Origin of the sequence: Pseudoxanthomonas sp. SL93 (genome assembly GCF_026625825.1) — a bacterium.
In the GTDB taxonomy this organism is placed as follows: Bacteria; Pseudomonadota; Gammaproteobacteria; order Xanthomonadales; family Xanthomonadaceae; genus Pseudoxanthomonas_A.
In genome coordinates, this window is record NZ_CP113065.1 from 299,497 (window position 1) to 319,901 (window position 20,405).

General features: G+C 66.1%; 14 protein-coding genes and 2 tRNA genes. 11 read left to right on the forward strand and 5 right to left on the reverse strand.

The window, feature by feature from the left end; translation table 11 throughout:
- Positions 1 to 155 precede the first annotated feature (155 nt).
- Complete coding sequence (mutS, locus tag OVA13_RS01400; RefSeq protein ID WP_267792058.1) at positions 156 to 2,726, reverse strand: DNA mismatch repair protein MutS; 2,571 nt, start codon at positions 2,724 to 2,726, stop codon at positions 156 to 158.
- Between the two features lie 495 nt (positions 2,727 to 3,221).
- On the opposite strand from mutS, the gene OVA13_RS01405 reads away from it, so the two are divergent.
- From OVA13_RS01405 to OVA13_RS01455, 11 genes are all read left to right on the forward strand, one after another.
- Complete coding sequence (locus OVA13_RS01405; protein ID WP_267792059.1) at positions 3,222 to 5,840, forward strand: TonB-dependent receptor; 2,619 nt, start codon at positions 3,222 to 3,224, stop codon at positions 5,838 to 5,840.
- Positions 5,841 to 5,967: 127 nt separating this feature from the next.
- Positions 5,968 to 6,465: a CinA family protein gene (locus tag OVA13_RS01410; RefSeq protein ID WP_267792060.1), complete on the forward strand. Its 498-nt coding sequence runs from the start codon at positions 5,968 to 5,970 to the stop codon at positions 6,463 to 6,465.
- Positions 6,466 to 6,516: 51 nt separating this feature from the next.
- Positions 6,517 to 7,158 (forward strand): transcriptional repressor LexA, encoded by a 642-nt coding sequence (gene lexA, locus OVA13_RS01415; protein WP_267792061.1) that lies wholly within the window; start codon positions 6,517 to 6,519, stop codon positions 7,156 to 7,158.
- A 190-nt stretch (positions 7,159 to 7,348) separates the two neighbouring features.
- Positions 7,349 to 8,383, forward strand: coding sequence for a recombinase RecA (gene recA / locus OVA13_RS01420; protein ID WP_267792062.1), 1,035 nt, complete (start codon positions 7,349 to 7,351; stop codon positions 8,381 to 8,383).
- A 45-nt stretch (positions 8,384 to 8,428) separates the two neighbouring features.
- Complete coding sequence (gene recX, locus OVA13_RS01425; RefSeq protein WP_267793595.1) at positions 8,429 to 8,938, forward strand: recombination regulator RecX; 510 nt, start codon at positions 8,429 to 8,431, stop codon at positions 8,936 to 8,938.
- 93 nt (positions 8,939 to 9,031) lie between these two features.
- Positions 9,032 to 11,683 (forward strand): alanine--tRNA ligase, encoded by a 2,652-nt coding sequence (gene alaS / locus OVA13_RS01430; protein ID WP_267792063.1) that lies wholly within the window; start codon positions 9,032 to 9,034, stop codon positions 11,681 to 11,683.
- Between the two features lie 148 nt (positions 11,684 to 11,831).
- Positions 11,832 to 12,041, forward strand: a complete 210-nt coding sequence (csrA, locus tag OVA13_RS01435; protein ID WP_267792064.1) for a carbon storage regulator CsrA — start codon at positions 11,832 to 11,834, stop codon at positions 12,039 to 12,041.
- Positions 12,042 to 12,118: 77 nt separating this feature from the next.
- Positions 12,119 to 12,211, forward strand: a tRNA-Ser gene (locus OVA13_RS01440).
- 188 nt (positions 12,212 to 12,399) lie between these two features.
- Positions 12,400 to 12,476: transfer RNA gene (locus OVA13_RS01445), tRNA-Arg, on the forward strand.
- A 127-nt stretch (positions 12,477 to 12,603) separates the two neighbouring features.
- Positions 12,604 to 13,116, forward strand: coding sequence for a hypothetical protein (locus OVA13_RS01450; RefSeq protein ID WP_267792065.1), 513 nt, complete (start codon positions 12,604 to 12,606; stop codon positions 13,114 to 13,116).
- Positions 13,117 to 13,267: 151 nt separating this feature from the next.
- On the forward strand, positions 13,268 to 14,932 hold the full coding sequence (locus OVA13_RS01455; RefSeq protein ID WP_267792066.1) for a right-handed parallel beta-helix repeat-containing protein: 1,665 nt from the start codon (positions 13,268 to 13,270) through the stop codon (positions 14,930 to 14,932).
- A 63-nt stretch (positions 14,933 to 14,995) separates the two neighbouring features.
- Here OVA13_RS01455 and OVA13_RS01460 read toward each other — a convergent pair whose 3' ends face one another.
- Genes OVA13_RS01460 through OVA13_RS01475 form a run of 4 tightly spaced genes read right to left on the reverse strand, consistent with a single transcriptional unit; the run spans position 14,996 to position 20,405 of the window.
- Positions 14,996 to 16,348, reverse strand: coding sequence for a nucleotide sugar dehydrogenase (locus tag OVA13_RS01460; RefSeq protein WP_267792067.1), 1,353 nt, complete (start codon positions 16,346 to 16,348; stop codon positions 14,996 to 14,998).
- Positions 16,349 to 16,388: 40 nt separating this feature from the next.
- A complete protein-coding gene (locus OVA13_RS01465; protein ID WP_267792068.1) occupies positions 16,389 to 17,666 on the reverse strand; it encodes a glycosyltransferase in 1,278 nt (425 codons plus the stop codon).
- A gap of 6 nt (positions 17,667 to 17,672) precedes the next feature.
- Positions 17,673 to 19,166, reverse strand: coding sequence for an alkaline phosphatase family protein (locus tag OVA13_RS01470; protein WP_267792069.1), 1,494 nt, complete (start codon positions 19,164 to 19,166; stop codon positions 17,673 to 17,675).
- 42 nt (positions 19,167 to 19,208) lie between these two features.
- A complete protein-coding gene (locus OVA13_RS01475; RefSeq protein ID WP_267792070.1) occupies positions 19,209 to 20,405 on the reverse strand; it encodes a glycosyltransferase in 1,197 nt (398 codons plus the stop codon).

The window sequence follows — 20,405 nt, forward strand, 5'->3', positions numbered from 1 at the left end:
AATCGTTTGTGGCGAACACTTCGATAGCACGCAGCTATGGTGCAGTGCGGCGCGAGGGGTTCACGCGCCCACAACAATACCGCGCCGCTGTTACACGGATGTTGTCTGCGATTGCGCGATGTCGCGGCCGCGCAGCGTGCGCGACCGCGGTGCTGTCAGAGCAGCGACTTGAGGCGATAGAGCGCTTCCAGCGCCTGCTTGGGGGTCAGCTCGTCCGGGTCGATCGCCGCCAGCGCTTCCTGCGCGGCCGACGGTGCCGGTGCGAACAGCCCGAACTGCTGCGGTGCGTCCAGCGCCTGCGGCGCCATCCCGGAAGCATGGCTTTCGTGGCCACGCTGTTCCAGTTCTGCCAGGCGACGCCGCGCCTGCTGCACGGTCGTCCGCGGCAGCCCCGCCAGCGCCGCCACCTGCAGGCCGAAGCTGCGATCCGCCGGGCCGTCCTTCACCGCATGCATGAAGACCAGCGTGTCACCGCGCTCCTTGTCGTGGTGCTCCACGGCGTCGAGGTGCACGTTGGCGATGCCGCTGCCGGGTTCGGCCAGCGCCGTGAGTTCGAAGTAGTGCGTCGCGAACAGCGTGTAGCAGCGGTTGGTCGCCGCGAGGTGGCGTGCGACGGCATCGGCCAGAGCCAGGCCATCGTAGGTCGAGGTACCGCGGCCGATCTCGTCCATCAGCACCAGCGACTGCGCGGTGGCGTGATGCAGGATGTAGCTGGTCTCGGCCATTTCCACCATGAAGGTGGACTGCCCGCGGGCCAGGTCGTCACCGGCGCCGATGCGGGTCAGGATGCGGTCGATGGGGCCGATGCGCGCGCGGCTGGCCGGCACGAAGCTGCCGATGTGCGCCAGCAGCACGATCAACGCGTTCTGTCGCATGTAGGTGCTCTTGCCGCCCATGTTGGGGCCGGTGATCACCAGCATGCGGCGGCCGTCTTCGCGGACGTCGCCATCGAGGTGCAGGTCGTTGGGTTCGAACGGTTCCTGCCGCACGGCTTCGACCACCGGGTGGCGACCGCGGTCGATGTGCAGGCCGGCTTCGGCAAGCAGTTCCGGCTGCGACCAGTCCAGGGCCTGCGCGCGCTCGGCGAAGCAGGCCAGCACATCCAGCTCGCTGAGGGCGGCGGCGCAGCGCTTCAGCGGTTCGAGATGCGCGTTCAACGTGTCCAGCAGGCCTTCGTAGAGCAGCTTCTCGCGCGACAGCGAGCGCTCGCGTGCCGACAGCACTTTGTCCTCGAAATTCTTCAGCTCTTCGGTGATGTACCGCTCGGCGCCGGTGAGGGTCTGCCGGCGGGTGTAGTGCACCGGGGCACGGTCGGCCTGGCCCTTGCTGATCTCGATGTAATAACCGTGGACGCGGTTGTAGCCCACCTTGAGCGTGGCGATGCCGCTGCTTTCGCGCTCGCGCGCTTCCAGGTCGATCAGGAACTGGTCCGCATGCGTGCTGAGCCGGCGCAGTTCGTCCAGTTCGGCGTCGAAGCCGTCTGCAAGCACGCCGCCATCGCTCAGCTTGAGCGGTGGCTGCGGGGCCACGGCAGCCACCAGCAGGGCCGTGGTGTCGGCGTGTTCACCCAGTTCGGCGCCCAGCGACTGCAGCCGCGGCGCGTCCAGGGGTGCGAGCACGTCGCGCACCCGCGGCAACATGGCCAATCCATCGCGCAGCGTGGACAGGTCGCGGGGACGCGCCGAGCGCAATGCCACGCGGGTGAGGATGCGTTCCACGTCGCCCAGGGCACGGAAGCGTTCCCGCAAGGTATCGCCGCCGCCCGATTCGATCAGCGTGGCCACGGCCTGGTGGCGCTCGGCCAGCACGCGCTGGCTGCGCAGTGGCCGGTGCAGCCAGCGGCGCAGCAGCCGCCCCCCCATCGGCGTGATGGTGGAATCCAGCACGCCGAGCAGGGTGTGGCGGGTATCGCCATCGACGCGCGTGTCCAGCTCCAGGTGGCGGCGCGTCGCGGCGTTCATCGCGATGGCGTCGCCCGCCGACTCCACCGCGATGGCGGTCAGGTGGGGCAGCCGCTGCTTCTGGGTCTCTTCCACATACCCGAGCAGGGCGCCTGCGGCGGCGGTGGCCAGTGGCTTGTCGTCGATGCCGAAGCCGGTGAGGTCATGCAGGCCGAAGAACTGCAGCAACTGGCGGCGGCCGCTGTCGGGATCGAACAGCCAGGGCGCGCGCCGGCGGATGCCGGTGCGCTGTTGCAGGAACACGGGCCAGCCTTCCTCGTCGGGGAGCAGCAGCTCGGCGGGTTCCAGGCGGGAGAGTTCGGCCTCCAGCGCATCGTCGCTGTCGACTTCGTTGACCAGGAAGCGGCCCCCGGCCAGGTCGGCCCAGGCCAGCCCGTAGCCGCTGCGGCCGCGGGCGACCGTCATCAGCAGGGTGTCACGGCGCTCGTTGAGCAGCGCTTCGTCGGTGACCGTGCCGGGAGTGACGATGCGGACGACCTTGCGTTCGACGAGACCCTTGGCGAGGGCCGGGTCACCGATCTGTTCGCAGATGGCGACCGATTCGCCCAGCGCCACCAGGCGGGCCAGGTAGCCTTCGTAGGCGTGCACCGGGACGCCGGCCATCGGGATCGGTGCGCCGCCCGAACTGCCGCGCTGGGTCAGGGTGATGTCCAGCAGTCGCGCCGCCTTGCGGGCATCGTCATAGAACAGTTCGTAGAAATCCCCCATCCGGAAGAACAGCAGGAGGTCCGGGTACTCCGCCTTGGCGGCGAAGAACTGCTTCATCAGGGGGGTGTGTTCCGACTTGTCTTTGCTCACGAGGCCAGCGCGGGTGGGGTAGGGCAAAAGGACGCTGATTGTACCGGTGGCGCCGCGCATGCGCGGGAGGACGCCTGCCACCGATCCCTGCGGGAAGATTTTTCTGCACCCCTGGGAATGTGCGTGCCCTGCGTCGACGGCACGGCCCGCGGGGTTCGGCAGTTGTGACACCTGTTCGTAACCGATGAGGCAGTCGCGGAATCGCGGTCCGTGCGCAACGTGGCGGCCGGGTGCGCGGAGTAATCGTGATTCCGCACGACCGTGCGGAAAAACAGCCTGTTTTCCGTGCCAAAGCAATGACCTGCGTATCGACGCAGTGCAGAATGCCGTTCTGTGAAGCGGGTGTTAATTTCGGTTGGACGCAAGGGGAGTTGCGTACTCATTGGCGGCAGCGCCGCCCATTCGACATCGCCGTACTTAGAAGCACCATTCGTCAGAACATGACCCTTGGGAGGGGAGAACATGGTCACTGCAAAGCCCAGGCACAAAGCACTCACGCTGGCGGTCTTCACCGCACTGTGCGCCACCTCGCACGCCAACGCACAGCAGGCGCAGGAGGAAGAAGCCACCACGCTGGCCACCATGACGGTAACCGCGCAGAAGCGCGAGGAAGCCGCGCAGGACGTGCCGATTTCGGTGACCGCGATTTCCGAGCAGCTGCTGCAGGACACCGGCGTGCGCGACATCAAGGACCTGCAGGTCCTGGTGCCCGGCATGACCGTGACCAGCACGCAGAGCGAAGCCATCACCACCGCACGCATCCGCGGCATCGGCACGGTGGGCGACAACGTCGGCCTGGAGTCCTCGGTCGGCGTGGTGATCGATGGCGTGTACCGTCCGCGCAACAGCGTCGGCTTCGGTGACCTCGGCCAGCTGGAACGCATCGAAGTGCTGAAGGGGCCGCAGGGCACCGTGTTCGGCAAGAACACGTCGGCCGGCGTGATCAACGTGGTGACCCGTCGCCCCAGCTATACGCAGAGTGCCGAAGGCGAAGTCACCGTCAGCAACTATGGCGGCCTGGGTGTGTCCGGCAGCTACAACGACGCGCTGGGCGAAGTGGGTGCGTTCAACATCTATGCGGCCAAGCGCAAGCGCGACGGCTGGATGGATGTGCGCACCGGCAACGGTCCGCGCCGGGAAAAAGACGATTACGACCAGGATTTCCATACCCTGCGCGGCAAGCTGCTGCTGGAACCGTCGGAGAACCTGGACATCATGCTGTCCGCCGACTTCACCAGCCGTGACGAGAACTGCTGCACGGCGGTGCAGACCACGGTGGGCGCGACCGCCCCGGTGATCACCGCCGTTTCCGGTGGCGGTGGCCAGGCCATCGCCGCGCCGGGCGACGATCCGTTCGACCGCGTGGCCTACAGCAACCGCCCCACGTCGCAGAACATCGAAGACAAGGGCGTCGCCCTGGAGGTCAACTGGGATCTCACTGGCCTGGGCGGCGCCACGCTCACGTCGATCACGGCGAACCGCGAGTGGCAGGCCATCAACGGCCTGGACTACGACTTCACCACGGCCGACATCCTGTACCGCAATCCCGACGAGGACGAATCCTTCACCGGGTTCGAAACCTTCAGCCAGGAATTCCGCCTGACCGGCGCGACCGATCGGCTGGACTGGATGGTGGGTGCCTTCTACTCCGACGAGGACCTGAACCGCACCGAGACCTACCGCATGGGGCCGGCGTACGAACCCTACCTTTCCTCGCTGGTCGGCAACCAGGTGCTGGGCGCACTGGCCCAGCAGCTGGCGCCGTTCGGCCTGACGGTGAACACCGCCAACCCGGCGATCTTCCTGTCGCAGGTGAGCGGGCAGCCGTACGGCACCAACTTCGCCGGCCTGGGCGCGCTTGATCGCTACCAGCAGAACGCGAAGAGCCTGGCGTTGTTCACCAACAATACCTGGCACGCGACCGACGCGCTGGACCTGACCCTGGGCCTGCGTTACACCCGCGAAGAGAAGGAACTCAGTTCCGTCTACAGCAATCCGAACGGCAGCGTGGGCTGCGCAGCCACCCTGGCCAATCCCGCTGCACGCGTCGGTGGTGCCCTGGCAGCACGCATCCCCGGCTTCGGTGCGTTGCCGGCGAACGTGCGCGCGCAGATCATCGGCGCCACCGCGCCGCAGGTGGCCGGCTTCATGTGCCTGCCCTGGGCCAATGCGCTGCACAACGGACGCTCCACGATGCAGGAGAGCGAGGAGAAGGAATGGTCCGGCACGCTGAAGGCGGCCTACCGCTGGAACGAGAGCGTGATGACCTATGCCTCGGCCGCGCGTGGCTACAAGGGCGGCGGTTTCAACCTGGATCGCGTGCAGTCCTCGACGGGCCTGTCCAGCGGGGGCGCCGGCATCACGCCGGTCAACGACACCTCGTTCCCGGGTGAGTTCGTTGACAGCTACGAGCTGGGCGCCAAGACCACCTGGGCCGACGGCAACCTGCTGCTGAATGCCACGCTGTTCCACCAGAAGTACGAAGACTTCCAGCTCAACAGCTTCCTTGGCACCAGCTTCGTGGTCCGCTCGATCCCGGAAGTGGTGTCGCAGGGCCTGGATGCGGAAATCATGTGGCAGCCGAAGGCCGTGCGCGGCCTGATGCTGCAGGGCGGCCTGATGTACGCCGACACGCAGTATGGCGACAACATCCCGGGTGCCGACTTCGTCGCGCCGACCGGCCAGCTGTACAAGCTGCCGGGTGGCCAGATGAGCTTCGCGCCCAAGTGGTCGGGCTCGGCGTCGGTCACCTACGAATGGGACTTCGGCAACCTGATGGGTCGCTTCAACTTCGGCGCCAAGTACATGTCCGAATACAACACCGGTTCGGACCTGGACGTGGAGAAGATGCAGGACGCCTACACGGTGGCCAATGCGCGGTTCGGCATCGGCGCTCAGGACCAGAAGTGGATGCTGGAGGTGTGGAGCACCAACCTGTTCGACGAGGATTACGTGCAGGTCGGCTTCGACGGCCCGCTGCAGGCCGTCGGCACGCCGCAACCGAACGATCCGCTGAATACCTACAACGCGTTCCTGGGCGCACCGCGCATGTACGGCGTGACCCTGCGCGTACGCTACTGATCCTGTCGCACGTACGTTCTTGCTGAATCGACGGCCCGCCTCCTGGCGGGCCGTCTTGTTTCGGCGACGCGACAGCCCCGCGGAAATCGGCTACAACACGCGGACCCCACGCAGAAGCTCCCCGGCGATGTCAGGACCCAGTGACGAACAACTCAGCCAGCTCGCCCACGCCCTGGGGGAGCGGCTCCGGCAGACGCGCGACCATCTGGTGACCGCGGAAAGCTGTACGGGTGGATGGATCGCCAAATGCGTCACCGACATCGCCGGCTCGTCCGACTGGTTCGATTGCGGCATGGCGGCCTACAGCTACGAGGCCAAGCAGGCCCTGCTGGGCGTGCGTCCGCAGACGCTTGAAACCCATGGCGCGGTCAGTCGCGAGACGGTCATCGAGATGGTTTCGGGCGCGCTGGTCAATTCCGGCGCGAGCGTGGCGGTGGCGGTCACCGGCATTGCCGGTCCGGGCGGCGGCAGCCCCGACAAGCCCGTGGGCACGGTCTGGATCGGCTGGAAGCGCCGGGGCGGCTACGCGCGCGCGGAGGTGTTCCATTTCGATGGCGACCGCGAAGCGGTGCGGCGGCAGACGGTGGCGTCCGCGCTGCGGGGGCTGGAGGCCCTGGTCGGCTGACGTCCGGCAAAGGCTTGCGATCCGTCATCGTTAGTAGTATTACTACTAACCATGGACCTGACCGATACCCAGCACGCCATCCTCGCCCTGATCGCCGAACGCCTTGAGGCGGAAGGCATGCCGCCTTCCCAGGCGGAGATCGCCCGCGCCTTCGGCTTCAAGGGCGTGCGCGCGGCGCAGTACCACCTGGAAGCGCTCGAAGAGGCCGGTGCCATCGAGCGGGTACCGGGCCGGGCGCGCGGCATCCGCCTGCTGAAGGCGCCGCTGCCGCCGCAGCCTGAGCTGTCGTTTCTCGCCTCGAATGACGATGGCCTGCGCCTGCCCGTGCTGGGCCAGGTGGCTGCCGGCGCACCCATCGGTGCGGATGCCGGCCATCACGACTATGTATTGCTCGATCGCACCTTCTTCGCCCCGGCGCCTGATTACCTGCTGAAGGTGAAGGGCGATTCGATGCGGGATGAAGGCATCTTCGACGGCGACCTGATCGGCGTGCATCGTACGCGTGACGCGCGTACGGGCCAGATCGTGGTCGCCCGCATCGATGATGCCATCACCGTCAAGCTGCTGAAGATCGGCAAGGACCGCATCCGCCTGCTGCCGCGCAATCCCGACTATGCCCCCATCGAAGTCCTGCCCGATCAGGAGTTCGCCATCGAAGGCCTGTATTGCGGGCTGGTGAGGCCGAACCGGTGATCACCGTCCGGCTCCTGCCGTTCCTGCCGAACGACAGCGCGGCATTCCCTGATAACCCGCATGCCCTTCCCCCGATGCCTGCCATGCAGGTACCGGGATTATTTTCATCCCACGCCTCCCAGTCGCAACCCGTGCGATGGACGGCGCCCACACTGGTCACCACTTGAGCACATCACCTAGGAAATCGACGATGGACGAGAACAAGAAGCGCGCACTTTCCGCGGCCCTGACCCAGATCGAACGCCAGTTCGGCAAGGGGTCGGTGATGCGCATGGGTGACCGGGTCATCGAACCCGTGGAAATCATCCCGACCGGTTCACTGATGCTGGACATCGCCCTGGGCATCGGCGGACTGCCGCGCGGCCGTGTCGTGGAAATCTACGGCCCCGAGTCTTCGGGCAAGACCACGCTGACGCTGCAGGCCATCGCCCAGTGCCAGAAGCAGGGCGGCACCGCCGCCTTCATCGACGCCGAGCACGCGCTGGACCCGATCTATGCCGCCAAGCTGGGCGTCAACGTGGACGACCTGCTGCTGTCCCAGCCGGATACCGGTGAGCAGGCGCTTGAAATCGCCGACATGCTCGTGCGTTCGGGCTCCATCGACATCGTGGTCATCGACTCCGTGGCGGCGCTGACCCCCAAGGCGGAAATCGAAGGCGAAATGGGCGACCAGCTGCCCGGCCTGCAGGCACGCCTGATGAGCCAGGCCTTGCGCAAGCTGACCGGCAACATCAAGCGCTCCAACACCACGGTCATCTTCATCAACCAGCTGCGCATGAAGATCGGCGTGATGATGCCCGGCCAGAGCCCGGAAGTGACCACCGGCGGCAACGCACTGAAGTTCTACGCCTCGGTGCGCCTGGACATCCGCCGCATCGGCGCCATCAAGAAGGGCGACGAGATCATCGGCAACCAGACCAAGATCAAGGTCGTCAAGAACAAGCTTGCGCCGCCGTTCAAGCAGGTCGTCACCGAGATCCTGTACGGCGAAGGCATCAGCCGCGAGGGCGAACTGATCGACATGGGCGTCGAGGCCAAGCTGGTCGAGAAAGCCGGCGCCTGGTACAGCTACGGCAGCGAACGCATCGGGCAGGGCAAGGACAACTCCCGCACGTTCCTGCGCGAGAACCCCCAGATTGCCGCCAAGCTCGAGGCGGAACTGCGCGAGAAGTTCCAGCCTGCCGAGGCCCAGCGCGACGAAGTCGCTGATGAGGTCGAAGAGTAACCAGCCCGGGGGCAAGGATGCCCTCAGGCAGGGGATGTCATGCGGATGGGTGAGCAACACGATCCAGATCGTCGTTCGCGTCGGCGCAAACCGGTTGAGCAGACCCCGGTGCAGCGCGCACTGGGGTTGTTGACCCGGCGCGAACATTCCCGCAAGGAGTTGTCCCGCAAGCTGTCAGCGCGCGGGGTGGAGCCGGCCGATGTGCGATCGGCCGTGGAGCGGTTGGCGGGAGAAGGGTGGCAGAGCGACCAGCGCTTTGCCGAGTTCCTGGTCCGCAGTCGCGTCTCCGGTGGCTATGGTCCGTTGCGTATCCGTGCCGAACTGGCGACCCATGGGCTGGGTCGTGAGGAGGTCACGGCGGCCCTGGCCACCTTCGATGGCGATTGGACCGAAACGGCGTGCGACCTCGTCCGCCGCCGTTTCGGTCCAGTAGGCCCGGGCGACATGGCGCAACGCCGGAAGATCGCCGATTTCCTGGTCCGGCGCGGTTTCGATGCCGCCGCCGTTCAGGCCGCCAGCCGCATGGCCGCAGACGACTGGGACGGCATGGCCTGATAATCTAGGGCATTGGGTTGCCTTCACCCGGCCGCGACCGCATCTTGCGGGAGACGCGTTCACCGGATGCGCCCTCCAGCCAATGCCAGCCAGATGACCAGCCCCTCCAAGACCAGCACCCGCCAGATCCGCCAGGACTTCCTCGACTTCTTCGCAAGCAAGGGTCACACCATCGTGCCATCGGCGCCGTTGGTGCCTGGCAACGATCCCACCCTGCTGTTCACCAACTCCGGCATGGTCCAGTTCAAGGACGTGTTCCTGGGGGCGGAAAAGCGCAGCTACGTGCGGGCGGCCGACGTCCAGCGTTGCCTGCGGGCCGGTGGCAAGCACAACGACCTGGACTCGGTGGGCTATACCGCACGCCACCACACCTTCTTCGAGATGCTGGGCAACTGGTCGTTCGGCGATTACTTCAAGAAGGACGCCATTGCCTGGGCGTGGGAGCTGCTGACCGAAGTGTGGAAGCTGCCGAAGGAACGCCTGCTGGTGACGGTGTACCACACCGATGACGAGGCCTACGACCTGTGGCACGACATGATCGGCATTCCCGCCGAACGCATCGTCCGCATCGGCGACAACAAGGGCGCGCCGTACGCTTCCGACAACTTCTGGCAGATGGCCGATACCGGCCCCTGCGGCCCTTGCACCGAGATCTTCTACGACCACGGCGACCATATCGCCGGTGGTCCGCCGGGCTCGCCGGATGAGGACGGTGACCGCTACATCGAGATCTGGAACAACGTCTTCATGCAGTTCGACCGCCAGCCCGACGGTACGCTCGTGCCGCTGCCGGCGCCGTGCGTCGATACGGGCATGGGCCTGGAGCGCCTGGCGGCGGTCCTGCAGCACGTCCACACGAACTACGACATCGACCTGTTCCAGGGGTTGATCCGCAAGGCCTCCGAGTTGACGGGTACCGCCGACCTGGAGAACAAGTCCCTGCGCGTGATTGCCGACCACATCCGCGCCTGCAGCTTCCTGATCGTGGATGGCGTGCTGCCCTCCAACGAAGGCCGTGGTTATGTGCTCCGCCGCATCATCCGCCGTGCCTTGCGCCACGGCTGGATGCTGGGCGTGCGGCAGCCGTTCTTCCACAGGATGGTGGGCACGCTGTCGGAACTGATGGGTGACGCCTACCCGGAACTCCCGGCGGCCCAGGCGCTGGTCGAGAAGGCGCTCAAGGCCGAAGAGGAGCGTTTCGCCGAGACGCTGGACTCGGGCATGCGCATCTTCGACGACGTCGCGGTACGTGCCGGCAATGGCGTCATTCCGGGCGCGGATGCGTTCCGCCTGTACGACACCTATGGCTTCCCGGTCGACCTGACCGCCGACATCGCCAGAGAGCGCGGCCTCTCGGTGGACATGGCGGGTTTCGACGCGGCCATGGAGCAGCAGCGTGAAACCGCCCGTGCGGCCGGCAAGTTCACCTCCAACACGGGCCTGCCGGCCGACCTGGTGGCGCAGATGGCGCCGACAGGGTTCCTGGGCTATGACCAGCTGGATGTCGGCGGCCTGCAGATCGTGGCGCTCCTCAAGGACGGCCGGCCGGTCGAGTCCGTGCAGGCGGGCCACGAGGCGGTGGTGTTCCTGGACCGCACGCCCTTCTACGCCGAATCCGGTGGCCAGGTGGGCGACACCGGCGTTCTGGCCGAGCAGGGCGTCAAGTTCGACGTGTCCGATACGGTCAAGTTCGCCGGGCAGTTCCATGGCCATGTGGGCCGGCTTGCGCAGGGTCAGCTGAAGGTGGGCGACCATGTGGTCGCGTCCGTCGACGGTTCACGCCGCGCCGCGACCATCCTCAACCATTCCGCCACTCACCTGCTGCATGCCGCGCTTCGGGAAGTGCTGGGTACCCATGTGCAGCAGAAAGGCTCGCTGGTGGCCCCGGATCGGCTGCGGTTCGACTTCTCCCATTTCCAGCCGATGACGGCTGCCGAACTGGCCGAGATCGAGCGTCGCGTCAACGCGCAGATCCGCGCCAACCATGAGGCCGAAGTGCACCACATGGGCATGCAGGAGGCACTGGACTTCGGCGCCATGGCCCTGTTTGGCGAGAAGTACGGCGAGAACGTCCGCGTGCTGCGCATGGGCGGGTACTCCACCGAGCTCTGCGGCGGTACCCACGTCGGACGTACCGGCGACATCGGTGTGTTCAAGCTTGTCAGCGAAAGTGGCGTGTCGGCCGGCGTGCGCCGGATCGAGGCGGTGACGGGGCAGGGCGCGCTGGACTACATCGAGGATGAGGAGCGTCGCCTGGACGAAGCGGCCGCACTGCTCGGCGGCAATGCCGGCGAAGTGGTGGACAAGATCCGGGCCCTCACCGACCGGCAGAAGAAGCTGGAGCGCGAGCTGGAATCCCTCAGGGCCAAGGCCGCCTCCAGTGCCACCTCGGACCTGGCGGGGTCGGCGGTGGACGTCGGGGGTATCCGCGTATTGGCCGCAAGGCTGGAGGGCTTCGATGCCAAGGCGCTGCGCGAGGCGGTGGACCGCCTGAAGCAGCAGCTGGGTGATTCGGTCATCGTGCTCGCCGGCGCTTCGGACGGCAAAGCGTCCCTCGTGGCCGGCGTGAATGGCGGCGCAACCGGTCGGGTCAAGGCGGGGGAACTCCTCTCGCATATCGCCAGTCAGATCGGCGGCAAGGGCGGTGGTCGCCCGGACCTGGCCCAGGGTGGTGGCGAGGACGGGCCCGCCCTTGCCTCGGCCTTGCAGGGGGTATCGGGTTGGGTCCAGCAGCGCCTCAGCTGACCGGCGGCCCCGCGCCAGCGCTTGCGGCTGCCGGCCTCCGGCCGCTACCATGCTTTAGGTTCATGAATTTACCTAGGAAGCCTTCTGACCGGTTTCACGGTCAGGACGCGCCCCCGGCACTATCCTTGCCGGATTACGGAGAAGAAACATGTTGATCTTGACCCGCCGTGTCGGCGAAACCCTGATGATCGGTGATTCGGTCACGGTGACCGTGCTCGGTGTCAAAGGCAATCAGGTGCGCATCGGCATCACTGCGCCCAAGGACGTTGCCGTGCATCGCGAGGAAATCTACCAGCGCATCCAGCGCGGCGAGGAAGTGGTCTCGTCAGCGGCACCGGAAAATTCGGCGTCGGAGTGAATTCCGTTTGCCGCATGCGCAGTGAGCGGCTATCCTATGCGGCCGCCGCAGCCTGGGTTGCGGCGAGCAACAATCCCGGAGTGATGCCCGAGTGGCCGAAGGGGCTCCCCTGCTAAGGGAGTATAGGGTCAAAAGCCTTATCGAGGGTTCGAATCCCTCTCACTCCGCCAGTTGATGCGTGGCCACAACAGGCGGCGCAGGAAGCTGGAAACCGCACGCTTTCATTGCCTCAGGGCGGTGCAGGCGGGTTGCAACTGCCCTGGTCGGTGCGCGATGTACGACGCGCCTTCGGAAGCAGCGCGGTGCAGCAAAAAGGTTGACGAGCGGAAAGCGCTTCACGCATAATTCCGCTTCTTACGCGCCCGTAGCTCAGCTGGATAGAGTACCTGGCTACGAACCAGGCGGTCGGGAGTTCGAATCTCTCCGGGCGCGCCATACAAGCAGAAGCCGGCAAGGAAACTTGCCGGCTTTTGTCTTTTCTGCATTCTGATTTCGCGTCCAGGCGACCCCAGCGCGAGTCCGAACATCCGTATCGGATCTACCACGGCATCCGCATCGGGGCATGCGGCCGGACCGTGCGGCTTTTGACGTCACATCAGAAGAAAAAGACGCGCCTGCACGTGAGCTGCGGGTATTGCCGGCTGCGCCGACCCCTTCGTACGAGGACATCATGAGCACCTTGGCTCGCCACGCCATCTTCCTCTGCCTGAGTGTGTTGCTGCTGGCCCTGGCTGCATGCGGCGGAAATGACGCGTCAGACGCCCGCAGGCAGGCTGCGCTGGTGGCGTCGCCCGGGGTCGGGGATTATTACGCGGCCGAGCTCACCTATTTTTCAGGCGCGGATTTCGAATCGCGCGAGCGGGTATTCGGGCTGATGAAGATTGTCGCCGTCGACGGCGACGATATTACGCTGGTGACGGAAAATGGCGGTTCGCCGGATCGCGACGTGGCATTGAAGGATATTGATGCAGATCCGTCGGCCATCGAATTCGACCAGAGCGAACGCATCATCATTACCCGCGCCGATCTGGAAGCGGCGCATGCAGCGGGCAAGATTTTCGCGGTGAAACGCTAGATCCGCGGATTAATGCACTCTTTTTCAGAAACCCGCCCATATTAATGTGTGACGGTATTCATTAATTGAAATATCCGTCGTTGTTTTTCACGTGGGGTTGGAAGGGCGCCGATATAGTTTTTCGCGTCCCCTGCCTTGTGTCCCTGTGAATATGCATCGTTTCCGTAAGGTCGCCATCGCGATTTCCGTTGCGCTTCTCCCGTCCGTCGCGTGGTCCGCCACTTACACCGTCGGCCCATCGGGCCGCCAGTACACCCAGCTCTCGACGGTGTTCGCCAACAACAATCTGGCGCCGGGCGACATCATCGAGGTGGACGGTAACGCCACGTACTCGGGCAACATCGTCGTCAATACCGACGATGCCGGCGCGGCTGGCAATCCCATCATCATCCGGTGGAAGCGTGGCGCCGGCCAGACGCGCCCGATCCTGCAGGGCGGTACCAACACCATCAAGTTCCAGCAATCCAACCATGTGGTGCTGGAAGGGTTCGAAGTCACCGGGGGCAGCAACACGTGCGTGTTCAGCGAGGCCAATGACGTCACGGTGCGCGACGTGCTGATCCGCGACTGCCCGTCGCACGGCATCCTCGCCGCCGACCAGCTGTCAGGCTCCTTCACCCTGGAGTACAGCGAGATCCGCAATGCGGGCAGCAGCACCAACCGCCATCCCATCTACATGCAATCGGACGAGGTAGCTTTCCCCGGTTCCGTGTTCCGCATGCGCTTCAACTACATCCACAGCGGCAAGGGTGGCAACCTGGTCAAGGTGCGCCATGAGCGCAGCGAGATCCATTACAACTGGCTCGAAGGCGCCTCGTACCAGGCCATCGAACTGATCGGACCGGATTGCTACACGCAGCAGAGCGGCTGGTCGACGGGGCTGAAGCGGGAGGATGCGGACGTGGTCGGCAATGTCATCATCCAGTCGGGCACGTGGGCCAATGCGATCCGCATCGGCGGCGACCTCAATGGCCGCAGCCAGGGCCGCGTGCGTCTGGTCAACAACACCATCCTGTTCACCCGTACCGGTACCGCCAACGCGGTGATGGTGCAGATGGGCGCGGGCTCGCTGGAGATGCACAACAACGTGATCCACCAGACGACGAGCGGCGCGCCGGTCGTGGTGAAGGAGAACAACTCGGCCGGTACGCCGGAACCCTGCGAGCCGCAGAGCTCCGCCGCGTGGACTGCCGGTCGCAAGGTCGCGGGCAGCAACAACTGGGTCAAGACGGGTTCCGACTCGCCTTCGGAATGGACCGGCACGCTGAGTGGCAGCGATCCGGGCCTGACCAATATCGCCCAGGGTCAGCTGCGTCCGCTGTCCAGCAGTGCGCTGATCGGTCGTGGCGTGAATCCTCCGGTCACGCCGTCGGCGTGGCCGTTCCCGTCGCCGCTGGCGATCCCGCAATTCGATCCGCCGACGCGCGCGATGATGGCGATCGGCTCGCAGACGCCACGCGTGTTGTCGGGTGGGAAGATCAGCATCGGTGCGCTGGAGCCGACAGCAGGCTCCCCTCCGCCCTCCGGACCGATCCGCGCCAATGGTTCGCAGCCGCTGATCCCGGTGCGTGGCGCCAACGCGGGCGCGACCACGCAGAGTAGCGCGTCGATCCCCGCTCTGGAGACGACTGCCGCCACCACATCCGGTGACGCACCCGCCACCACCAGCAGCTCAAGCAGCACCTCTGCCGTTGGAAAGGTACGCAAGTATGCAAGCCAGCGTCCGCAGGTGCGTTACGTCCGCTGGAGCCCGCGCAGCGTGTCGCTGTGCGACAGCGACGAGAGTGCGGACGGCGACCGGGCCATCTGCCGGTAACCGACGTTCTCAAACGTTGTTGCGGACATGCCGCCGTCAGTAGTGACGGCGGCATGTTGCGTTTCAGGCAACCGCAACGCGGGCGGCGCTGGCTGCGTCGGCAGCCTCGCCTGAGTTGATCTTTGCGGACGCCGCGGCCAGCGGACGCGCCAGGTCGGCGCGCAGGTCTAGCACGCGGCCATGATGCGCGGCGTTCCAGTCGAAATCATTTGCCACGTCCGTGCACAGCAACAGCACGTCGGCGTGATCCAGCAGCGTGCCGGTCTCCTCGACCAGCATCTGCGCCAGATGGGGCAGGGTGCGGTCGATGTAGCTGAGGTTGCGACCGCGCAGGCGCCCCAGCATGACATTGGGGTCGTAGATCTTCACCGAATAGCCCCAGCCGGTCAGTGTTTCCACCATTTCCACCATCGGACTTTCGCGCAGGTCATCGGTGCCGTTCTTGAAGCTCAGCCCGACCAGGCCGACCTTCTTCTGCCCGGTGTCGCGCACCATCTTCAGGGCGCGCTTCAGGTGGCTTTCGTTGGACGGCAGCACCGACGACAGCATGTTCAGGCGCAGCGCTTCGTGCTCGGCGAAGCGGCTGATGGCACGCAGGTCTTTCGGCAGGCAGGAACCGCCGAAGGCAAAGCCCGGCCGCATGTAGGCGGTGGAGATGTTCAGCTTGCTGTCTTCGCAGACAAGTTTCATCACCTCATGGCCATCGGCGCCCATTGCCTTTGCCACGCTGCCGATCTCGTTGGCGAAGGTGACCTTGACGGCGTGGAAGGCGTTGCACGCGTACTTCACGAGTGCGGCGGTACGCGAATCGGTGACGAACTTCTTGGAGTCCACCGCGTGGTACAGGTCGATGATGGGCTGCGCGGCCGCGTCGCTCTCGGCGCCGACCAGCACGTAGGGCGGATGGTAGTAATCCTTCAGTGCCGACCCTTCGCGCAGGAACTCCGGGTTGTTGCACAGGACCACATCGCTGCGGAGCGGACGCCCCAGAGCCTGTTCCAGCACCTCGCGCATGCGGGTTTCCAGCAGGCCAGGCAGCAGGGTGGAGCGCACGACCACGTGATACGGCTTGGGCGAGGCGCGCAGCGCCGTGCCGATGTCGGCGATGACCTTCTCAAGGATGTGCACGGTGACCGCGCCATCTTCGGTGGAAGGGGTGCCCACGGCGATCAGCGCGATGTCGGACTCGCGCACGGCCTGTGCGGTGTCGCCCGTGGCGCGCAGGCGGCCGCTGGCGACCTGTTGCTGCATCAACTCATCCAGCCCGCGCTCGCTGATGGGCGCCTTGCCTGCGTTGACCTCGGCCACCTTGTCCGCATCGATGTCCACGCCGATGACCGAATGGCCATCCTGGCTGAGGCAGGCGGCGGTGACGCAACCCACGTAGCCCATGCCGAAAACCGCGACTTGCTTCATGTCTGGATACTCTTGGATGAAAAGGAATGCGTGGGAGGCGTCATGCCGCGGAAGCGGAGACGACCGGTGTCGGTGTCGCGGCGGCGTGCGCGCCGCGCACCACCCGCTCGCAGATGGCTTCGAACTGCCTGGCGATGGTTTCGCTGCCGTAGTGCTGCCGGACGAAGGCATTCGCCGACTCGCCGATGCGCGTGCGCAGGGCGTCGTCCTGCATCAGCCGCACGATGTCGGCGGCGAAGGCGTCCGCGCTGTCGGCCTGCAGGAAGTGCTCGCCCGGCGTTACCGGCAGGCCTTCGGCACCGATGGTGGTGCTGACGGTGGCGCGCGCCATCGCCATGGCTTCATAGATCTTCAGCCGGGTGCCGCCACCGACCAGCAGCGGCACCACCACCACGGAGGCCTGCGCCAGGTATGGGCGCACGTCGGGCACCGAACCGGTCACCTCGATGCCCTGGCGCTCGGTCAGCGCCTGCACGGCCGGTGGCGGATTGCGTCCGACGATCTGGAACACGGCATCGGGCCGCTGGCGGATCACCTGGGGCCAGACCTCGTCCGCGAAGAAGCGCACGCCGTCCTGGTTGGGCAGCCAGTCCATCGAGCCGAGGAACATCACCCGGTGCGCGCGTTCCTGTTCCGGCTTGGGCTGGAAGAAATCCGTGTCCACGGCGGTGTCGATGGCGTCGACGTTCTTCCAGCCATAGCGGCGGTGGAAGATTTCCTTGTCCTGCTGGCTGACCGCGATGACGTGGTCGAAATGATTGCCGCAGCGCCGTTCGAACGAACGCATCTTGCGGTACTGGTCGAACATGTAGGTGCGGCGCAGCAGTCCATTGCTGACCTGTGCGTGGCGCTCGAGGATCTGGGCTTCCACGTTGTGCTGGAACAGGATGGTCGGCGGCAGTCGCAGCCCCATGGTGTGGCGTGCCATCTGCACGGTGTCGCAGATCACCAGGTCGAAGGATTCCCTGGCCAGCAACCCGGCGATGGCGTCGCGCACGCGCGGATCGAAATTGCGGTCCACCGCATACGGCCGCGGTGAGGCAAGGTTGGCCACGGCCTCGGCCAGGAAGCGCGCACCGCCGCGCGCCGAGGTTTCACCCGGCACGGCGACCACGCGGAGGCCCAGGGCTTCCATCTCGGGCAGGTACTGCTCTTCGCCGCCGCGCAGGTTGCAGACGTAGGTGATGTCGTGCCAGCGGGCAAGGTGCTTGAGCAGGTTCAGCACGCGGATCTTGCCGCCGGTGTCACGCGGAAACAGGATCTGCTTGTGCAGGAACAGGATCTTCATGCGGTGTCCGCTGGAGGAAAGGTTGTCCATGGACACTCAGGCGGCCTCGTCGACGGTGGCGGGGGAGGTGGTGGCGGCCACGACCACGGAGGGCGCGGCCTGTCCCTTGAACGCCGATTGCAGGACCCGGCCGCCCATGTGCGCGGGCACGTCCATCTGCAGCGCTTTCAGCATGGTGGGCGCGAGGTCCAGCGTGGAGCAGCTGCCCAGGTCGACGCCCGGCGCGATGTCCGGGCCGGCCATGATCAGCAGGCCGGTACGGTCGTGGTGGCCCTGCTTCGGCGTGGGATCCTTTTCCGCGCACAGTTCGTCCATGCGGATGCGCTTGCCGGTGGTGGGGAACACGCACTCGGCGGCGCCGTCGATCGGGCGCGGCAGCTTCTGGCGGATGTTGATGCACAACGTATTGCCGGCCGAGGCGCACGCGAACAGCGCATGCTCCGGCGTGCCCACGTACGCTTGCTCCAGCGCCAGGGCGGCGGCCCGCTGCACCTGTGGGTCGTCGAATTCCAGGTTCCACTGCGGCGCCATCACCGAGTAGGCGCGGCATCGACCGGTGGCGCCGATCAGGTCCAGTACGCGATGGATGTCGCGCATGCGGACCACGCTGCGTCCACCGCGGAACTCCTCGGTGACATAAGGTTGCTGGGCCAGCGCCGAGGCCACCACGATGGTGGTCTCGGCATCGGCCATGGCCATGATGCGGCCCAGCAGTTCATCTGCGACCCGGTAGCCGAAGCGGATGGCACCGCCGTACTTGCGCACTTCCTCCGCGTCCGGTTTTTCCAGGAACGGTGTCGGATCGGTGGCGCGCCAGTAACGGTGCTGGTAGTGCGCCACGTGATTGGTATGGAACGTGGCGAAGACGGGACGGTGCTTGCGCCACAGGCGCTCGAAGAAGTCGAAGTTGATCAGCGGCTGCATGCTGACCTTTTCCCATTCCTGCGCCGCACCGGTGGCGCGACGCGCGAAGAAGCCGGCGATGCGGGTGAGGGTGGCCACCCGCAGGCCGAGCGCCTTCAGCTTCAACACCAGTTCCACCTTGCCCATGCGACGGCGAACGTCGCCACCCACCGGCATGTGCTCGCGGGTGTAGGTCAGGTTGAGTTCCTGGATGGGCTCCAGCGAGGCGGGGAAGGTCTGGTGGCCGGGCGAGAACGTGCCCGGCACCCAGAAGCCCGTGACGTCCTGGCGCGGCGGCCACGACATGATCGAACCGAAGATGCCGACCGGCTTTCCCGCATCCGCGACGATGTCCCACAGGCGCGGCCCCTGCACGGTTTCCGGCGGCTGCTCCAGGAACTTCACGCCGTGCTCCGACACCTTGCGGCCGGTGTACACCGTGGTCCACGACACCCAGGGATCCAGGTCAGCACCCTCTTCTTCGGCGACGGGCGCGGCGCGTACGCCGCGCGCGATCAGCCTGGCGAAGTGGGGCAACTCGCCCTTGGCCAGCAGGGGATCGACCAGACGCCACGTGATCTCGTTCATCTCCACGAGGATGAGTTTTTTCACGGGGGCAGCATTCATGGAAGAAGGACTCGGTCTTGGGGGTGTCTGCAATAGCAAACGTCAAGCGGCGCGGTGATGGGACACGCTGCGCGCCACGTGACGTTGCCGTGTCTCTTCGAGGAAGCACGACAGCACTTCCACGGCTTGTGTGCGGTCGCGCGGGCCCGATGCCGGAGGCGCGGGCGGCGCGTCGAGCATGGCGCCGATCGCCTCGGCGAGGACGGCGGGCTGTTCCGGCGGCACCAGCCGGCTTGCACCCAGCGCAGCGATTTCCGGAATGCCGCCGACGGCACTGGCCACGTAGGGCGTGCCGCATGCGGAGGCTTCCAGGAGCACATTGGGAATGCCTTCGGAACGGCTGGGCAGCACGAACAGGTCCGCCGCCTGCAGCCAGGTCGGCAGGGTGTGGTGGGGCAGGCTGCCGTGGAAGACCACGCGCTCGGCGACATCCAGTGATTCGGCCAGCCGCACCAGTGCCGCGCGCCGCTTGCCGTCGCCGATGAGGTGCAGCTGCCAGTCGCTGCGCTTGCCCTGCAGGATCCGGCCGGCCTGCAGCAGGATGTCCACGCCCTTCACGTCGAGCAGGTTGCCGATGAACAGCAGATGGCGGATCTGCGGATCCAGCCCCAGTTGCCGGCGCGCGTCGTCCCGTGGGCCGGGGTGGAACACCTGCTTGTCCACGCCGTCGATGATCACGCGCACGCTGTCTTCGGCCGCGCCCAACCCCACGACACGCCGCGCCAGTTCGGCCGACACCGCGACCACGCCGTCCGCCTGCACCAGCGCCTGGCGCGTGCCGCCTTCCCGGGCGCCGAACTGGTCCAGCTGGCGCACATCGCTGCCATGCACCTGGATGACGGCGGGCAGGCCATGCCGGTGCGCCAGCTGCACCGCCGCCCAGCCATCCGGATAGGTCCACGGGGAGAACACCAGGTCGGGCGCGAACTCTTCCACCGCGCGGTCGAAGGTCTTCTTCACCGATGCCTTGAAGAAATGCCCGTAGAAGCCACGCAGCAGCTTGGGCGTGTACCAGTAGCGGGGATGGTCGACGACGATGCCCTCGTTGACCACGCGGCGCGGCGCCGGGATCCGCACGCCGCTGCGCTTGCCCTGCTGCCATTCGTCCACCCACAACGTCGGCGCGATCACCTGCAGTGCGTGCCGTTCGCTCAGCAGGCGGAACTGGTGCCGGTTGAACGACGCCCGATGCGGTTGCACGGGATTCGGGTAGAGGTTGGTGAGGGCGAGAATTCTCAT